The sequence below is a fragment of the Klebsiella sp. ZJOU C1 genome, assembly GCF_035620215.1.
GTDB classification, from domain to species: Bacteria; Pseudomonadota; Gammaproteobacteria; order Enterobacterales; family Enterobacteriaceae; genus Klebsiella; species Klebsiella variicola.
Genome location: NZ_CP141644.1, coordinates 2,045,842 through 2,062,383 on the forward strand (window position 1 = coordinate 2,045,842; position 16,542 = coordinate 2,062,383).

Consider the following 16,542-nt stretch of genomic DNA (forward strand, 5'->3'; position numbering starts at 1 on the left):
GTAAGGAATCAGTGAAGGTCAGATAATGATTACGTCAGTGCAGCCAACCACCACCGTCAACACCACGACCGTAACCAGCGGTGGTGTGGGCGTATCTGTGACCGGCTCCTGACAAACAGATCCTCACTCCCCGCCAATGTGGACGGGGAGAGACCTCTCCGTTCGTGACACACTGAATGGAGACCCATCATGATTTCATCTGAGCATGCCCTTTTAATTATCGATATGCAGCAGGGGCTTTTCCATGGCCCGGTTTCTCCGTATCAGGCCGATGCGCTTCTGGCGAACGTTTGCCTGCTGATTGAAAAAGCGAGACAGGCTGAGGTGCCCGTCTTCTTTGCCCGCCATACCGGGCCGGACGATTCTCCGTTCTCAGCACAAAGTCCATTAACCCAACTGCTGCCTGAGATGGGTGTTAACGGCGAGCGGGATATCGTCTTTATTAAAAGGTACCCCTCCTGTTTCCAGCACACTGACCTTGCGCATCGGCTCGCCCAGGCCGGCGTAAAACAGCTGGTTATTGCCGGGATGAAAACCGAATTCTGCGTGGACACGACCTGCCGTGCGGCATCGGCGCTGGGATGGCGGACGGTGCTGATCTCGGATGCGCACTCAACCATGGATAACGAACGGTTGTCAGCGCCTGACATTATCGGCCATCACAATATCACGCTTGCCGGGCCATTTGTGACGCTATCGACCGCCGCAGAGTGGCACTTTTCTGCAGAGAAATAAGGATGAAGAAAGGGAGCTCGATGGCTCCCGTTTGCCACGCCAGTTCATCCGGTTTTACTGTGCATGGCGGCGCAGGGTGGAGGCGGGGTGCCGCCGCAGCGCCTCTTCGGGACGCACAGGGCGCCGCACCAGTTCGCCGCCACAGTTTGGGCAACGACCGTGCAGCCGCGCCGTCATGCAGTCCCGGCAAAAAGTACACTCGAACGAGCAGATAAACGCCTCGGGTGAGTCTGGCGGCAGATCTTTATCACAGCATTCGCAATTCGGGCGTAACTCGAGCATTAACTTCTCCTGTGGTTAACGGCTGTATCAGCGACGGCGGGTCAACGCATGCTGTTTTTATATCACGGCCCGGACTGGCTGCCGAGAAGGGCGGATTAACTTCCGCCTCAAAGCGTTGCCTTCCCGGGCTGCATCCCCGGCACAAGGATGACTTTGCGGCATGCCTCTTCGCGTTTCTCAAAGATCTGATAGCCGCGCGCGGCCTCCTCCAGCGGCATATGGTGAGTGACGATCTCCTCCGGGGTGAGCAGCCCTTGCTCAATTAGCGCCAGCAGGTCCGGCAGCCAGGCATGGACGTGGGTTTGCCCCATCCTGAAGGTCAGCCCCTTATCAAAGGCATCACCAAACATAAACCCATGAATGAAACCGGCGTAAACCCCGGGCACGCTGACGATACCGCCGCGGCGCACGGCGGCGATGCACTGGCGCAGGGCTTTTCCGCTGCTGCCCTCGATTTTCAGGTTGCTGAGGACGGTTTCCGTGAGGCTGCCTTTCGCCTCGAAGCCCACGGCGTCAATCACCGCGTCGACGCCGCGATGTCCCGGCGTGTTATCGATAATCCACTGCGCCGGGTCGTCATGGGTGTCGAAGTTTATCGGGATCGCGCCATAGCGTTGCTGCGCGAAATCGAGTCGGTAATCGTTATGATCGATGATTAATATCTGCTCTGCGCCATTGAGCCTGGCGCAGGAGGCGCACAGCAGCCCTACCGGGCCGGCGCCAAAAATAGCCACGCTGCTGCCGGGTTTGACCTCGGCGTTTTTTACTGCCTGCCAGGCGGTGGGCAGAATATCTGACAGAAACAGCACCTTTTCATCGGGTAAGGTGTCAGGCACTTTAAATGGACCGGTATTGGCTTTGGGGACCCGTACATATTCTGCCTGGCCGCCCGGGATGCCGCCGTACAAATCGCTATAGCCAAACAGGGCCGCCGGTGGCGAAATGCCTTTTCGGTTGAGTGTCGCCCCCTGGCCGCTATTGGTGCTTTCGCAGGCGGCATACTGCTGCAGGCGACAAAAGAAGCAGTCTCCGCAGGCGATCACAAACGGGATAACCACCCGGTCGCCTTTGCGGACCGCGGTGACCTCGGAACCCGCTTCCACCACTTCCCCCATAAATTCATGGCCGAAAATATCGCCGTGGTGCGTGCCGGGGATCTTTCCGCGGTAAAGATGGAGATCGGAACCGCAAATCGCCGTCGCGGTGACGCGCAGTATAATATCGTCCGGCGCTTCAAGGGCCGGGTCGGGCATGGTGTCGACGCTGACATGATGGGGACCATGATAAGTGAGTGCTTTCATTGCATATTCTCCTGGAGAGAACGGCTGACCGCATCAGGCGCAAAGGCATATTGACCTGACGCGATGGCCACCGATAAACCACCGTAAAAATAAAGCGTAGAGTACAAGTAATGGAACTGCGTGATATTTCAGTTGTTGGGTGTGTTTTACGTTTCGCTTATTTCACGTTTGATTTGTTGGGTTATTTGCATATTCGGATGAAGAAGGCTAGCCTTAATTAGGCATGATATTCGCTCTATTTTTTATTTGATAGCCGCTCCCCCAGCGGCTTTTTTTATTGGTTATCTTTAGAAAAGTTCTGAATTTCATGCCGACGAAGCCTCGCCGCGCCGCTTCGTTATATACCTCAACAGGAGTACTCCGGTTGTATCGATAATACGAGGGCTGCAGGTATTATTTCCCTGCACACAGTAAGTTAGCGGTGATGTGCCGTCTGGTTATTTTTAATGTGTGTTGTAGAATTATTCCGAATTACTGCTGAAAGACGTCGGGAAAACGGAATAATAATTTGACTAACCAGCATTACCCGCTAGAGTTAAATATCGAACGACGAGTGATACGGAATATTTTCGTATCGTACTGACATAACCGATATACATGAGGTGAAATATGGCAGAGCATCGTGGTGGTTCCGGTAATTTTGCTGAAGACCGTGAAAAAGCTTCTGAAGCAGGTCGTAAAGGTGGTCAGCACAGCGGCGGGAACTTTAAAAATGATCCGCAGCGTGCGTCCGAAGCGGGTAAAAAAGGCGGACAAAACAGCCACGGCGGTGGCCGCAAGTCCGATAATTCCTGATTATCCTTTTCCTTGCACCCTGAAGTGAAAGTATCTCCTGCGAGTCTGTATAGACTCGCAGTTATTTTCTGACTCCAGAAGGTATTTCTATGAATATGAAAAGCATTGAAGATGTATTTATCCACCTGCTCTCAGATACCTACAGCGCAGAGAAACAATTAACCCGCGGGCTGGCTAAACTGGCCAGAGCGGCGTCCAGTGAAAAACTCAGCGCGGCGTTCAATGCTCATCTCGAAGAAACCCAGGGCCAGATTGAACGTATTGACCAGATTATTGAGCAGGAATCCGGCCTGAAAATCAAACGCATGAAATGCGTGGCCATGGAAGGATTAATCGAAGAGGCCAATGAAGTCGTTGAGAGCACGGAAAAAAATGAGGTACGAGATGCTGCGCTAATTGCCGCTGCGCAAAAGGTCGAGCATTACGAAATTGCCAGTTACGGCACCCTGGTCACCCTGGCAGAACAGCTGGGCTATAAAAAAGCGGTCAAATTGCTGGCCGAAACGCTGGAAGAAGAAAAGCAAACCGACGTTAAATTAACCGATTTGGCGGTAGGTAACATTAATAAAAAAGCGGAAAAATAAACGCTCCCTGACACGAGGAAATCACGATGAATCACGTTGAACATTATCATGACTGGCTACGCGATGCGCATGCCATGGAAAAGCAGGCAGAATCCATGCTGGAATCGATGGCTGGCCGTATCGATAATTATCCGGATCTCCGTGCCAGAATTGAACAGCATATTAATGAGACCAAACGGCAAATTACCGTGCTGGAAGAGATCCTCGACCGCAACGACATTTCGCGCTCGGTGATTAAAGATTCGATGAGTAAAATGGCGGCTCTCGGCCAGTCCATCGGCGGAATGTTTCCTTCCGATGAAATCGTCAAAGGCTCGATCAGCGGGTACGTCTTCGAGCAATTTGAGATCGCCTGCTACACCTCTCTGCTGGCGGCGGCTGAAAAAGCGGGCGACACCGCCTCCATCCCGGCTATTGAGGCTATCCTGGCGGAAGAGCGGGAAATGGCCGACTGGCTGATCAAACATATTCCTCAGACCACGGAGCAGTTTCTCCTGCGTTCAGATGCTGACGGCGTAGAAGCGAAAAAATAACCCAGGAGGCAGGCCTATGTTTCGTCATGTGAAACAACTGCAGTATACCGTGCGCGTTGCTGAACCCAATCCGGGGCTCGCGAATTTACTGCTCGAACAGTTTGGCGGTCCTCAGGGCGAGCTGGCCGCCGCGTGTCGTTATTTCACCCAGGGATTAAGCGATGACGATCCCGGCCGCAAAGATATGCTAATGGATATCGCGACAGAGGAGCTGAGCCATCTGGAGATCATTGGCACCCTGGTCGGCATGCTGAATAAAGGGGCCAAAGGAGCTCTGGCGGAGGGCACCGAGAGCGAGGCGGAACTCTATCGTTCGCTCACCGCCAACGGTAATGACAGCCATATTACCTCGCTGCTGTACGGCGGCGGTCCCCCGCTGACCAACTCGGCGGGCGTGCCGTGGACGGCGGCCTATATTGATACTATCGGCGAACCCACCGCCGACCTGCGGTCGAATGTCGCCGCGGAGGCGAGGGCGAAGATCGTCTATGAACGCCTGATCAACGTGACCGACGATCCCGGAGTGAAAGACGCGCTGGCGTTCCTGATGACCCGCGAAGCGGCGCATCAGCTCTCTTTTGAGAAGGCGCTGCAGTCGATTCGCAACAACTATCCACCGGGCAAACTGCCGCCCATTAGCGAGTACGCTAACACCTACTACAATATGTCTGAAGGTGGAGAAGTACGCGGCAGCTGGAACAGTGACAAACACTTCGATTATGTCAAGGATCCGCAGCCGGCCGTGGATGGCGGAGATGGCAGCGCTACTGTCGGCCTGACGCCAGAGCAGGAAGCGCTGTGCAAAGCGATGCTGAAGCGAACGCAGTCTGACCCGCAGGGCGATCCTTTGACCGGCGCCGAACTCGGCGCCGGTAAGCAAAACACTTCCTCATCGGCTAAGTGATGTTCGCATGAGCCCCGGCTGCGGCCGGGGCGATTCACAATGATGGGTGTGGAATATGTTTGAATTCGACGCGTTTCATCTGGCCCGATTGCAATTCGCCTTTACCGTTTCCTTCCATATCCTCTTTCCGGCCATCACCATCGGCCTTGCCAGCTACCTTGTGGTGCTTGAGGGGATGTGGCTGCGAACCCGGGATAACGTCTGGCGCTCACTCTACAATTTCTGGCTGAAAATTTTCGCCGTCAATTTTGGGATGGGCGTGGTCTCCGGATTAGTGATGTCCTATCAGTTCGGCACCAACTGGAGCGGATTTTCCCAGTTTGCTGGCAGCATTACCGGTCCGCTGCTGCTGTACGAAGTGCTGACCGCCTTTTTCCTCGAAGCGGGATTCCTCGGGGTAATGCTATTTGGCTGGAATAAGGTGCCGCCGGCGCTGCATTTTTTTACTACCTGCATGGTGGCGCTTGGCACCCTGGTCTCCACTTTCTGGATCCTCGCCTCCAACAGCTGGATGCAGACGCCGCAGGGTTTTACCATCGAAAATGGCCATCTCATTCCGCATGACTGGCTGGCGATTATCTTTAACCCCTCGTTCCCGTATCGTTTGTTTCATATGGCGATAGCCGCGTTTCTCAGCAGCGCCATGTTCGTCGGGGCCTCTGCCGCGTGGCATCTTCTGCGCGGCAACGACTCGCCGGCCATCCGCAAAATGCTGTCGATGGCGATGTGGATGGCGCTGCTGGTAGCGCCAATCCAGGCGGTGGTGGGGGATATGCATGGTCTTAACACCCTTGAGCATCAGCCAGCGAAGATCGCCGCCATCGAGGGGCACTGGGAAAACCGACCCGGCGAGGCCACGCCGCTGCTGCTGTTTGGCCTGCCGGATATGGAACAGGAGCGCACCCGCTATGGCCTCGAGATCCCCGCTCTCGGCAGCCTGATCCTCACCCACAGTCTGCATAAGCAGGTGCCGGCGCTGAAAGACTTCCCGAAAGAGGACCGACCCTATTCGCCCGCCGTTTTCTGGTCGTTTCGCATCATGGTTGGGATGGGCGTGTTGATGATCGCCTTAGGGATCTGCAGCGCCTGGCTGCGCTATCGGCGGCGACTGTATCACTCGCGTCCCTTTCAGTGGTTTGCGCTCTGCATGGGGCCTGCCGGCCTTATTGCCCTGGTCGCCGGGTGGGTGACTACCGAGATGGGCCGCCAGCCGTGGGTGATCTACGGCTTGCTGCGCACCCGGGATGCGGTGTCGTTGCACAGCACGCTGCAGATGGCCATCAGCCTGCTGGTGTTTATCGTGGTCTACTGCGCGGTATTTGGCGTGGGGTATTACTATATTTTCCGGCTGATTAAAAAAGGGCCGCAACCGGTGACGGAGCTGACCTCGCAAACCGCAGGCACCCCGGCGCGTCCGCTCTCGGCGGCAGAGCCGGTGCGTGATGAGGAGAACGCATCATGAGCATCGATATCTCGGTGATTTGGTTTGTCATCATCGTCTTCGCCACGCTGATGTATATCGTGATGGATGGTTTCGATTTAGGTATTGGGATGCTGTTCAGCGTGGTGCATGATGGCGAAGAGCGCGATGTGATGGTCAACAGCGTGGCGCCCGTCTGGGATGGAAATGAAACCTGGCTGGTACTCGGCGGGGCTGGGCTGTTCGGCGCCTTTCCGCTGGCCTATGCGGTGATCACCGATGCGCTGGTCATCCCGCTGACGGCGATGCTCATCGGCCTGATTTTTCGCGGCGTGGCGTTTGAGTTTCGTTTTAAAGCGGTTCCCTCGCATCGTACCTTCTGGGACTATGCCTTCGCCGGCGGCTCGCTGCTGGCGACCTTCAGCCAGGGGATTGTCGTCGGCGCGTTTATCAACGGCTTTGCGGTGGCTGACCGCCGCTTCGCCGGTTCGACGCTGGACTGGCTTACCCCCTTTAACCTGTTCTGCGGTCTGGGGCTGGTGGTGGCCTATCTGCTGCTCGGCACCACGTGGCTGATCATGAAAAGCGAAGGCGCGCTGCAGCAGCGGATGCGCGAGCTGACCCGCAAGGTGCTGCTGGCGCTGATGGTGGTGATCGCGGTGGTCAGCGTCTGGACGCCGTTGGGCTGGCGCTATGTGGCGGAGCGCTGGTTTACGCTGCCCAATTTCTTCTGGTTCCTGCCGGTACCGATCCTGGTGTTGGCGCTGAGCCTGTGGATCTGGCGCCTGAGCGCGCGCCCCGCCAGCCACGCCCGCCCATTTATCCTGACGCTGGGCCTGATTTTCCTCGGCTTCAGCGGGTTGGGGATCAGCGTCTGGCCGAACATTATCCCACCGAATATCTCCCTGTGGGATGCCGCCGCGCCGCCCTCCAGCCAGGTGTTTATGCTGCCGGGGGCGCTGCTCATTATCCCGGTGATCCTGATGTATACCGCCTGGAGCTATTACGTCTTTCGCGGCAAAGTCTCCGGCAGCGAGGGCTATCACTGAGCCTGATTCGCGCCGGCAGGTGAGGATTTGCCGGCGCGTCGCGCCAACCGCGCGGGAATGACCGAGACAGTCGCGGACAAGCCGGCGACCCGTTCCACCCCCTCGGGCAGGGTATCGATATGGATGCGCACTGGTACACGCTGCGCCAGCCGCACCCAGCTGAAGGTCGGCTCGACCTCCGGCAGGCCCAGGGCGCCGGTCTCATCATTGGTATCGCCGATCCCGTGTCCGATACTCTCGACATGGCCGGTAATGACCGGATCATACCCCATCAGCGTGATATGTGCGGTATCGCCAACGTGGATGTGGCGCAGACGGGTCTCTTCAAAATACCCTACCACCCAGAAACGCTGGCCATCGATAATGGCCACTTTCGTCACCCCGGCGGTGGCATAGTCGCCCGGGCGTAGCCGCAGATGGGTGACGTACCCGGCCACCGGCGTCCGCACGGTGGCATGCGCTAAATTCAGTTGCGCCAGCGCCAGTGCCGCCAGCGCGCCCTGGTAGTTAGCTGCCGCGACGCTGGCCGCGCTGGTGGTCTGTTTCAGATCTTCGCTGGAGATGACGCCCTGGATCTGCGCCCGTCGTCTGGCGGCATCCTGGCGCATCGCCATCTCCTGGCGTCGGGCTTCCACCTCCGCCTGGGCGCTACTGACCGCCAGCTTCAGCCAGCGCGGATCGATGGAATAGAGCACATCTCCCCGATTGACCCACTGGTTGTCTTTTACCGCCACGCTGGCCACCGGTCCCGAGACATCGGGAGCGATCTGCACCACGTCGGCCCGTACCCGACCATCGCGGGTCCAGGGCGTTTGCGCCTCCTGTTTCCAGAGAATGAAAGCCAGTAGCGCGGCGGCGGCAACGGCGCCTAAGGTCAGGGCGTAGCGGCCCAGAAGAGTGAGATAGACTGTCATACGGCAAACCCCAGCGTGTTAACCTCCTGCAGGAGCAGGAAAAAGAGGACGATATAGAGGGAAAGCCCCCACAGCGGGCGGCAGGGCAAGCGGCCCAGTCCCCGGATGGAGAAAATAAGCGGTTGCAGCAGCAGCGTCGCGAGCAGGGCGACAAGGCCGACAACCAGCAGGCCGGGGAAAAATACCCCGCCCATCGCGAGATCACGCATGGTTTTGGCTCTCCTCAGGCCGATGTAAGGCGCAATACAGGGAAATGAGCGCTTCCGCGCGCTCATGTGAGGCGGCATCAGCCGGTAAACCGTGGGCCAACAGCGCGTCAACAGGCTGCGCGAGGGCCTCTATGTCCGGCTCCTGTTTAAGGGCGTCAAGCAGCGTCTGCACAGCGGTAGCCGCTTCTCGATCCATCGGCTGATAGCTACGGCGCAGGTGGATCACCGCCAGGCCGGTACGAATATCGTGCAGCATCTTGTCCAGCAGTTGACCTGCGGTTGGCCCGCTCTGCGGTAGCCGCGGCAGCAGTAAAGCGGTCCGGTCGATCATCAGGTTGGTCCAGCGGTGGGCATTGTGCGCCAGTCGGCCCCGCGCGGCGCGGCGGATATCGCGACGGCACAGCGTCAGCAGACGATGGACAGCGGCATCGGCCTGCACGGTTTGCAGCAGGCGCATACCAAACGCGGCATAGCCGATGGCGACAAACAGCGCGATAGAGGTATTCATCGCCGTCGCGAAATCCCCCTGATAACTGGGGCCCAGTTCGCACAATATCGGCAGCGTCAGGGTGATGCCCATCGCCATAAAGGTGGTCGGCGGCCGCGCCTGCAGCGAACCGGCCAGCAGATAGACCGGGGCGAGCATCGCCGCCAGCAGGACAAATTCGCTCACCTGCGGCAGCAGGGCGAAGCTATACAGCAGGCTGAACAGCACGCCCCACACGCAGCCGATCAGGTATTTTACCAGCTGCGCCGCCGGCGCATCGAAGCTGGCGAACAGGCTACAGCAGACGCCGAGGATCGAGACCGCAGTGCCGCCATCGGGCCAGGCGGAGCCTATCCAGATCAGGCAGCCGCTGAGGATGATGACGAAGGCGCCGAAGGCGGTCCGCAGGGCGCTGAGCGGATCGCGATGGAAAACATAGCCCTTTGCCGCGCGGGCGTCAGGGGGCAGGGTTGGCGATCGGCGGTGATAAATCGCCTTCGCCAGCCGTTCGCTCTGCTGCAGGAGACGGATGGCTTCCGCCAGGTGGCGCACCAGGCTAACGCGCAGCGCCTCGTTCAGCGTCTGCGCAGGGGCGCACCGGTTGATGAGCGGCTCGCAGCGGGAGAGTAGCCCGTCGGCGGAGAGCGCCGTTCTGTGGGCTTCCGGACCTCTCAGCCAGACCTCTGCCTCCGTTAGCAGCGTCTGCAGGTCGTCAGGTGGCTGCCCGCACCTCTGTAAACGGTCATACAATTCGCCATTAACAATCAACAGTCGCGCCAGCCGGTCGTGGATCGCTTTTCTGGCCTGGCGGTGGGGAACCGAGAGACCGTCATCCCAGGGAAGATGGTGGTTGATGCCCTGCAGAAACTGCAGGCTCAGCGCCAGCCGCAGGGTTTCCGCCGCCACCGGCTTACCGGCCAGCGTATCGGCGATCCGCTGCCGGGCGGTTGCCAGCGTCTGTGCCAGCGTGCTGTTAAACCGCCCGGCGATGCGCACCGGCAGCACGAAGCGGTGAATCAATCCGGCGCACAAGATACCGATGGCGATCTCTTCCACCCGAATGACCGCGAGGTCAAAGATGGTCCCGGGCGCGGAGACGGCGGGGAAACCAATCAGGCTTGCGGTGTAGCCCGCCAGTAAATATGCGTATCCGCGCGGCGTGCGCTCAAGCAGCGACAGACACAGGCAACCCGCGATCCACAGGCCCAGCATGGCGCTACACAGGATCGGCTGGTTAACGAAGGTGGGCACGATGAAGACGGTGGCCGTCGCGCCGGCGAGGGTCCCGAGCAGGCGATAGACGCTGCGGCTTAGCGATGCGCCCACCGAGGTCTGCGACACGATATAGACAGTGATGATGGCCCACGAAGGCCTTTGCAGACCGATGGATAGCGCAAGATAGTACGCCAGCATCGCCGCGGCGAAACTCTTTGCGGAAAAGAGTATTGCCTGGGCATCACTGCGCAGGACGGCTGAAGTCGATTGCGGCATGAAACGGCGCGCGAGGGCGCCTGCGGCACGCAGCCAGGAGGCCTGGCGAAAGTGGTTGATGTTCATGCCGCGGATTATGGCTGGCTTGCGCTTGCGGCGAAATACTCTATTCTGTCAAAAAATACCTGAATCTGGCCAATCGTATGCCATCACCTTTTGCCAATACGCTGTACGATCCGGACGCCGCGTCCTGTCCGGCCGTCGCCTGTCATCTTGATTTTATCGAGTATGAAGCGGAAGTGCCGGTGCATACCCATCGCAAAGGGCAGTTGATTATTGTGCTGTATGGTGCGGTGAGTTGTCGGGCGGAAAATAACCTGTGGATTGTGCCGCCTCGCTGCGCGGTATGGATCCCGGGCGGTATTCCGCACAGTGTGTCCGCCACCTGGAACGCGCGCCTCAATTATCTGTTTATTGAACCCGGCGCTGCCGCGCTGCCTGGCAGCTGCTGCACCCTGGCGCTCTCTCCCCTGATCCACGAGCTGGTGGAGCGACTCACTCGTGAGGGGGCGGATTATGTGGCGGATAGCCATGCCGGGAGACTCACCCGAGTGACCCTTGACGAACTGGCGACCATGCCGGCGCAGCGCCTGAATCTGCCCGTCTCAGCACATCCCAAAATTCGGGCGATGGCCGACCGGCTGGTCAGCCATCCTGACGATCGCAGCACCCTGTCGGTGTGGGCGAAGCGTCTGGCGCTGAGTGAGCGCTCGCTGGCCCGGGTGATGCTGCGGGAGACCGGCCTGACCTTCGGGCGCTGGCGCCAGCAGCTGCATTTGATTATTGCCCTGCAGGAGCTGGCCAGCGGCGTTTCGGTACAAAACGTGGCGGCTAAGCTGGGCTATGAATCGGTAAATGCCTTTATTACCATGTTCAAAAAAACGATGGGGACGACACCGGCGCACTATTTTGCCGAGCGTCAGACCGCGGCTCGTTAAGAAAACCTTGTCGGGCCGCGACGGCTGGCGTGGCACCCAACAAGGCGGCAGGGGGCGCTTACGCTTTCGGCGGCTTGATCTTAATAATAAATCGTTCGTTAACCCGGGTGATCCTCGCGCCAATGTCGCCAAACTCGGTGGCGATTTTAAAAAAATCGTCCGCGGCGACATCAAAATCGAGTTCAATTTTCGGGTGTTGTCCTGTCGCCAGTAATTCATAGAAATGGTCAAGGCTGCGGGCTTTTTCGCTGGGCATCTTATTTCTCCATGGTAAACCAATCAGCAGGGCGTTTATTGTTTAAAGCGTTTTCCGGATTATTCAGCAGGATGACAGTGGCGCCTGATATAAGATGATGCAATGTCATTAAGGATACGGTGGGGCGATATTATTCCATGTTGTTAAACCTGTGGCCGCGCGTTTCTCCTGGATGCCATGGGGGCGGGGCAACCCTGCGGCGCGGGTTGATGATAGACATTTTATGATGACAAATTGATGACAGTAAAATGAACGTACAATAGCGCCGGGCTTTCTTTTGACTAAATAAATTTATTCGGTGGCTGTTAAGGCAGAACTTAACTACTTTATGGTGAGGGGCGTCATTCGGCGATGGCTAACAGTGAGGGAGCAACGATGCAATTACTTGATTTATTCGCAGGTTTATTGTGGTTAAGCAGCGTTATTTTCCTGCTGTATCTCCTTGATGTGGTCATCACCCGTTATCTGTATCGTAAATAACCGGGAAGGGGATGCGCGAGGGCGCTCGGCATAGGGTACTGCGCCAGAGGATGTTATTATGACGCCGGACTGATTCAGAAAGGAATGCGCGGTGGCCGGGAGAATTGATTACGATATTGAAAAATACCAGTTTACCGAAGCCGGTGAGTCGCCACGGCTCAGAGCGCAGTGGCGTGAGGTCTATCTGGAGTGTCGTCAGCAGCAGGCCGGGGCTGAGGAGCGTCTGCGCATTGCGCTATTGAATGTCGACTATGTCACCAGCTTCGAATTGCCTTTTCGCCTGCTGCTGGTGCGCGCGCCGCAGCTGATCGCCGACGTGCGCGATCAGCTGCAGCTCAATCGTAAAGCCGCCGTTTTCAACGGCAAACGTTACGGTTGTGTCTACAGTCTGAAGCAGGATTTACAGCCGATTCCGGAGTCCTTCCATTACCACCTGTCAAACCGTATCCGTCGCGTCGATCCGCAGGGACCGACGGCAGCCCCGTACCAGCAGATTGCCCGCGAGATAAAGCCGGCCCGGGAGCGGCTTCGCCATGCGTTACTTGCCGGCTTGCCGGTTACCGCGCTTGATGCGCTGTTCTGGTTCGGCAGTCAGCGGGTGGCGGCGGACATTGCGCAATTGCGCCGGTCCGGCATGGGAATTGTCACGGAAGAGGTGGAAGCCTGCGATAATCTGTTCAACACCACCCGGCGAGTACCGGTTTATCGTCTGACCAGTAAATGATGCGGCGAGCCTTCGCCCAGTCGTTGCTTCGGCAGGCAGCTCACCATTGCCCCGTCAAACCAAACGCACTGCATGCTGCCGGTGTGCCGCGGCGCAGGGCCCAGCCATGCGCTGGCGATGAGCATGAATAGCATCAGCCCCAGCGGAATCACGTTTATTTTTTTCACTGCCTGTCATCCACTTCACTCTTCTTCGCTGCAGGATAGCGGGAAAGTATGACGTTTTGTCTACTGAGTCACACTTTTTTATTGAGGACTCATGGCATGCCAGGCGAAGCGGCGCCTCAGGACGCAGCGTTATTCATATTCGGCATAATGATATGACTAAAACTGGCGGCTTGTATTTTTCATTTTTATTACCCCTCTCTTTTTTTACCTGGCAGCACAAAGCGTGAGACGACCAGGCTTTACGCAGAATACTCTGGTAACTGTCTGGTTTGAAACAATATTTTAATTGACTTTTCAGAGGGAGTTACAGCAGTGGCTAATTTATATTAATTCAATTTACCGATCAATAAATTATATCTTGATAGTTTTTAACTATCGAATGATTATTATCGATCACTTTAAACTATTTTTGTTGGCGGAAAATATATGACATGCTTTAACCCTTTCTTATTTTTGGTATTTTTTAAATGGTTGAAGAAAACGTGAAAAATACCTCTTATCGCTTCGTTCTGGAGCCCGCTATTAGCGATGACGGCAGCTACCACTCGTGGGAGTTGCTTACTAAAGATATTATAGCACCCGCACAAAATACCACCTCTGCGTCGACGTTTTCTTTCTCCACGCTTACCGAACGCGATAAGCTTGCTCTATTTATTCGGCAAATCGAGTTACTTTCTGTATTTGATTTCGCCCGGGTCGATAATAAGCCGATATCGCTGAACATTGATGATTTATTAAGCCACTTTATTCTGACGGATCGCTATCTCTGTGATTTCCTGCGCTCCTGTAAACACATTGCTCTGGAAATAAATGAGAACTTTCACGAGTTTATCGCCGGACGTGAGCTGACGGCGCTGAGCACGCTGGCGGCGCTTTGCCCGGTCTGGCTGGATGATTTTGGCCGCGGACGGACGTCCTTCCCGCTGCTGGAGCGCTTCCGCTTCGATTGCGTCAAAGTGGATAAAGATTACTTCTGGGATAAAGAAAACGACCCCGCTTTTCCCGGGCTGTTGCAATCTATTCATACCCTGACCAGCCATGTGATCGTTGAGGGGATTGAAACCGAAAAGCAAAAACAGTTAATCAGCGCCGCCGGGGATATCATTGGACAGGGCCGTTACTGGAAGGATGAATATATCTTTCTGTGCTGCTGACCCGGGATCTGATTTCTGTTTCTTACCATCCTTTTTTTATCCAGTTTTAAATTAACCCTTTGTTACAGATAGTCTTTATTAGCGCAGTGATAATCGCCTCTCATTTTCTTTTTTGAAGGATCATTCACTGTGAATACTCGCTTGCGTAACACCCTGCTCGCCATTGCGCTGACCACCGGCTTTACGGCAGCCAGCCAGGCCTCGACCTCCGCCGATGTACCGTCTGTCTCGCAGGATCCGGTCGTCCAGCACCTGAAGCTGAGTGAAGAGCAGGTCGCCAAAATCCAGGCGCTGCGTCAGGGATTCGAAAACAATGTAAGCCAGATTAAAATCAGCGGCTATCAGGATGGTGCCCTGGCAGACGTTATTCACTCCGGGAAATGGGATGACGCTAAGGTCAAACAGCAGCTGGCCGCCTTTGGCCAGCTGGATCAGCAGGTGCGGTATTATCGTGTGAAATACTACTTCGACGTGAGCCAGGTGTTGACCCCCGAGCAGCGTGAGCAGGTGAAAAAAGACCTCTCCGCCGCGATCAACTAACCCTGCGTCAGCCACCCGCTGCAGGTGATGCTGGCCCGGAAGATGCCGCCGTGCTCCGGCGGCTACCACCTGATTTTACTGACCGTGGTTTTTTTCCAGCCGGGCAAAATACTCTGGCGCAAACGGACGCGGATCGACATCGGCAAACGGTGCGCGCTCGAAGTGTGATTTCAGCGCCCACGGCACCGTGCAATCGAAGATTGTCTTGCAACTGATACCTTCTCCGCGGATCGACGGGCTGTATGCCGGGGTCTGGGAAGGATCCAGCTGGTGACCACGGATGCCGGGGATTGTCGTGATGCTGACATCCCCCTGCATACGGGTGGTCATCGCCCACAGGATATCGTCGCTGTCAAAGATATCCACATCTTCATCGACCAGAATGATATTTTTCAGCTCGGAATAGGTCGCCAGCGCCAGCAACGCGGCCTGCCCCTGACGCCCTTCGTCGGCGGGCTGGCGTTTTTTCACCTGCAGGATCCCGAGGAATTTACCGCCGCCCGCGGTGTGGGCGTAGACATTTTGTAAAAAGCCCGGGATAGCAGCCTCGACAGCATTCCAGATACTGGCTTCCGTTGGCAGCCCGGCGAGGGTGGTATGCTCTTCGCCCGGCCCTACCAGCGTCTGCAGAATCGCATTGTTTCGCATGGTCACCGCTTTGACTTTAATGACCGGCAGCGACGGATTGGCGCCGCCGCAGTAACCAGGAAATTCCGGCATCGCATGGCCGCTGTTGGTGTGCTGATCTTCTCTGACGCGTACCCCCGGCAGCAGTTCCCCTTCGATAACGATCTCGGCGCGAGCGATGGCTTTCTCCGGGACGCTGACGCCCTGTACCAGCTCTACCGGACGCTGACGCAGCGCGCCGGCGACGCCCAGTTCGTTATAGCCAAACGGGGTGGTTGGCGCTTCAAAGCAGGCGCCGATATAGATAGCCGGATCGAGACCCATATTGATGGTTATCGGCAGCGGTTTGCCGGCGGCCTCGGCTTTCTGACGAAACACTTCGATATGGCGGCCAGCGGCGAGAAACATCGACAGCTCATCCCGGCCCTGGACGCACAAGCGGTGGATGGTGACGTCGGTGAGCGAGGCGTCGTCGGGATCGCTGGCCAGCGCCAGGCCCAGGCAGAAGAAGGGACCGGCGTCGATCGGGGTGTTGGTGGGCGCCGGGAGCAGGGTGCGCAAATCAAAATCCGGATCGTCGGCCAGAAAGACCTGTTCCTGACAGGGGGCGCTGCTGGCCGGAACGACCACCGGCGCGACCGGTTTTTTCACCGCTTTGCCTACCTCCAGCGCCAGCTGTGAGGCTTCGCAGCCCAGCAGCAGTGCGGCCCGCTGGCGGCTGGCGTGCATGCCCACCAGAATGCGCGAGTGCGGATAGCCCTTAATATTGTTAAACATCATCGCCGGGCCGATGCGCGTGGGGCGCTTCACGGTGCCGCCCGCGCCGATGTGGCGATAGACGCCGGCCAGCTCGGCATTAGGGTCAACCGGATGATCGGTTTCGAGGTACTGATTGTCATGCTGTTGTAGCAGCGCGATGGCGTCGCGCAGATCCTGAATCGGTGCGGTCATG

Annotated in this window: 19 protein-coding genes; 11 read left to right on the plus strand and 8 right to left on the minus strand. The window is 57.1% G+C overall.

Annotated elements, in window-relative coordinates; translation table 11 throughout:
* Positions 1-189: 189 nt before the first annotated feature.
* The gene (locus SPE70_RS09640; protein ID WP_012968540.1) at positions 190-735 is read left to right on the plus strand and encodes a cysteine hydrolase family protein; all 546 of its coding nucleotides are present in this window, start codon (positions 190-192) and stop codon (positions 733-735) included.
* 54 nt (positions 736-789) lie between these two features.
* Here SPE70_RS09640 and SPE70_RS09645 read toward each other — a convergent pair whose 3' ends face one another.
* Both SPE70_RS09645 and SPE70_RS09650 read right to left on the minus strand, forming a co-directional pair.
* Positions 790-1,017 carry a DUF1272 domain-containing protein gene (locus SPE70_RS09645; RefSeq protein WP_012542149.1) on the minus strand — a complete coding sequence of 76 codons (228 nt, stop codon included), beginning with the start codon at positions 1,015-1,017 and terminating at the stop codon, positions 790-792.
* Between the two features lie 107 nt (positions 1,018-1,124).
* Positions 1,125-2,318 carry a zinc-dependent alcohol dehydrogenase gene (locus SPE70_RS09650; RefSeq protein ID WP_136047428.1) on the minus strand — a complete coding sequence of 398 codons (1,194 nt, stop codon included), beginning with the start codon at positions 2,316-2,318 and terminating at the stop codon, positions 1,125-1,127.
* Between the two features lie 609 nt (positions 2,319-2,927).
* Between SPE70_RS09650 and SPE70_RS09655 the strand changes: the two genes are divergently transcribed.
* From SPE70_RS09655 to cydB, 6 genes are all read left to right on the plus strand, one after another.
* Positions 2,928-3,113, plus strand: coding sequence for a con-10 family general stress protein (locus tag SPE70_RS09655; protein WP_004150795.1), 186 nt, complete (start codon positions 2,928-2,930; stop codon positions 3,111-3,113).
* A gap of 89 nt (positions 3,114-3,202) precedes the next feature.
* Entirely contained in the window at positions 3,203-3,697 is a 495-nt protein-coding gene (locus SPE70_RS09660) for a YciE/YciF ferroxidase family protein (RefSeq protein ID WP_008807707.1), read from the plus strand.
* A gap of 26 nt (positions 3,698-3,723) precedes the next feature.
* The gene (locus tag SPE70_RS09665; protein ID WP_008807706.1) at positions 3,724-4,230 is read left to right on the plus strand and encodes a ferritin-like domain-containing protein; all 507 of its coding nucleotides are present in this window, start codon (positions 3,724-3,726) and stop codon (positions 4,228-4,230) included.
* A 16-nt stretch (positions 4,231-4,246) separates the two neighbouring features.
* A complete protein-coding gene (locus tag SPE70_RS09670; RefSeq protein WP_012542146.1) occupies positions 4,247-5,134 on the plus strand; it encodes a manganese catalase family protein in 888 nt (295 codons plus the stop codon).
* A 55-nt stretch (positions 5,135-5,189) separates the two neighbouring features.
* Positions 5,190-6,596, plus strand: coding sequence for a cytochrome ubiquinol oxidase subunit I (locus SPE70_RS09675; RefSeq protein WP_023297396.1), 1,407 nt, complete (start codon positions 5,190-5,192; stop codon positions 6,594-6,596).
* Positions 6,593-7,603, plus strand: a complete 1,011-nt coding sequence (cydB, locus tag SPE70_RS09680) for a cytochrome d ubiquinol oxidase subunit II (RefSeq protein ID WP_008807703.1) — start codon at positions 6,593-6,595, stop codon at positions 7,601-7,603. Before SPE70_RS09675 ends, cydB begins: the two co-directional genes overlap by 4 nt.
* Here cydB and SPE70_RS09685 read toward each other — a convergent pair.
* The 3 genes from SPE70_RS09685 to SPE70_RS09695 are packed head-to-tail and all read right to left on the minus strand — an operon-like array spanning position 7,597 to position 10,770.
* Entirely contained in the window at positions 7,597-8,517 is a 921-nt protein-coding gene (locus SPE70_RS09685; protein WP_023297397.1) for an efflux RND transporter periplasmic adaptor subunit, read from the minus strand. The genes cydB and SPE70_RS09685 overlap by 7 nt on opposite strands.
* A complete protein-coding gene (locus SPE70_RS09690) occupies positions 8,514-8,726 on the minus strand; it encodes a DUF1656 domain-containing protein (RefSeq protein WP_023297398.1) in 213 nt (70 codons plus the stop codon). Before SPE70_RS09690 ends, SPE70_RS09685 begins: the two co-directional genes overlap by 4 nt.
* A complete protein-coding gene (locus SPE70_RS09695; RefSeq protein ID WP_064170193.1) occupies positions 8,719-10,770 on the minus strand; it encodes an FUSC family protein in 2,052 nt (683 codons plus the stop codon). Before SPE70_RS09695 ends, SPE70_RS09690 begins: the two co-directional genes overlap by 8 nt.
* Positions 10,771-10,847: 77 nt before the next feature.
* Here SPE70_RS09695 and SPE70_RS09700 point away from each other — a divergent pair, with 77 nt between their 5' ends.
* Positions 10,848-11,642 carry an AraC family transcriptional regulator gene (locus tag SPE70_RS09700; protein WP_032735280.1) on the plus strand — a complete coding sequence of 265 codons (795 nt, stop codon included), beginning with the start codon at positions 10,848-10,850 and terminating at the stop codon, positions 11,640-11,642.
* 58 nt (positions 11,643-11,700) lie between these two features.
* Here the strand turns inward: SPE70_RS09700 and SPE70_RS09705 are convergent, their stop codons facing one another.
* Positions 11,701-11,898 (minus strand): hypothetical protein, encoded by a 198-nt coding sequence (locus SPE70_RS09705; RefSeq protein WP_004140506.1) that lies wholly within the window; start codon positions 11,896-11,898, stop codon positions 11,701-11,703.
* Between the two features lie 571 nt (positions 11,899-12,469).
* Between SPE70_RS09705 and SPE70_RS09710 the strand changes: the two genes are divergently transcribed.
* The gene (locus SPE70_RS09710) at positions 12,470-13,102 is read left to right on the plus strand and encodes an ECs1377 family protein (protein ID WP_016160693.1); all 633 of its coding nucleotides are present in this window, start codon (positions 12,470-12,472) and stop codon (positions 13,100-13,102) included.
* Here the strand turns inward: SPE70_RS09710 and SPE70_RS09715 are convergent.
* Positions 13,081-13,269: a hypothetical protein gene (locus SPE70_RS09715; RefSeq protein WP_032691162.1), complete on the minus strand. Its 189-nt coding sequence runs from the start codon at positions 13,267-13,269 to the stop codon at positions 13,081-13,083. The two genes, SPE70_RS09710 and SPE70_RS09715, sit on opposite strands and share 22 nt — an antisense overlap.
* Before the next feature lie 467 nt (positions 13,270-13,736).
* Between SPE70_RS09715 and SPE70_RS09720 the strand changes: the two genes are divergently transcribed.
* Positions 13,737-14,423: a KPN_01159 family EAL domain c-di-GMP phosphodiesterase gene (locus tag SPE70_RS09720; protein ID WP_016160694.1), complete on the plus strand. Its 687-nt coding sequence runs from the start codon at positions 13,737-13,739 to the stop codon at positions 14,421-14,423.
* Positions 14,424-14,552: 129 nt separating this feature from the next.
* Positions 14,553-14,963, plus strand: coding sequence for a Spy/CpxP family protein refolding chaperone (locus tag SPE70_RS09725; protein ID WP_049138355.1), 411 nt, complete (start codon positions 14,553-14,555; stop codon positions 14,961-14,963).
* 75 nt (positions 14,964-15,038) lie between these two features.
* Here SPE70_RS09725 and SPE70_RS09730 read toward each other — a convergent pair whose 3' ends face one another.
* Positions 15,039-16,541, minus strand: a complete 1,503-nt coding sequence (locus SPE70_RS09730) for a UbiD family decarboxylase (protein WP_012542133.1) — start codon at positions 16,539-16,541, stop codon at positions 15,039-15,041.
* Between the last annotated feature and the right edge of the window lies 1 nt (position 16,542).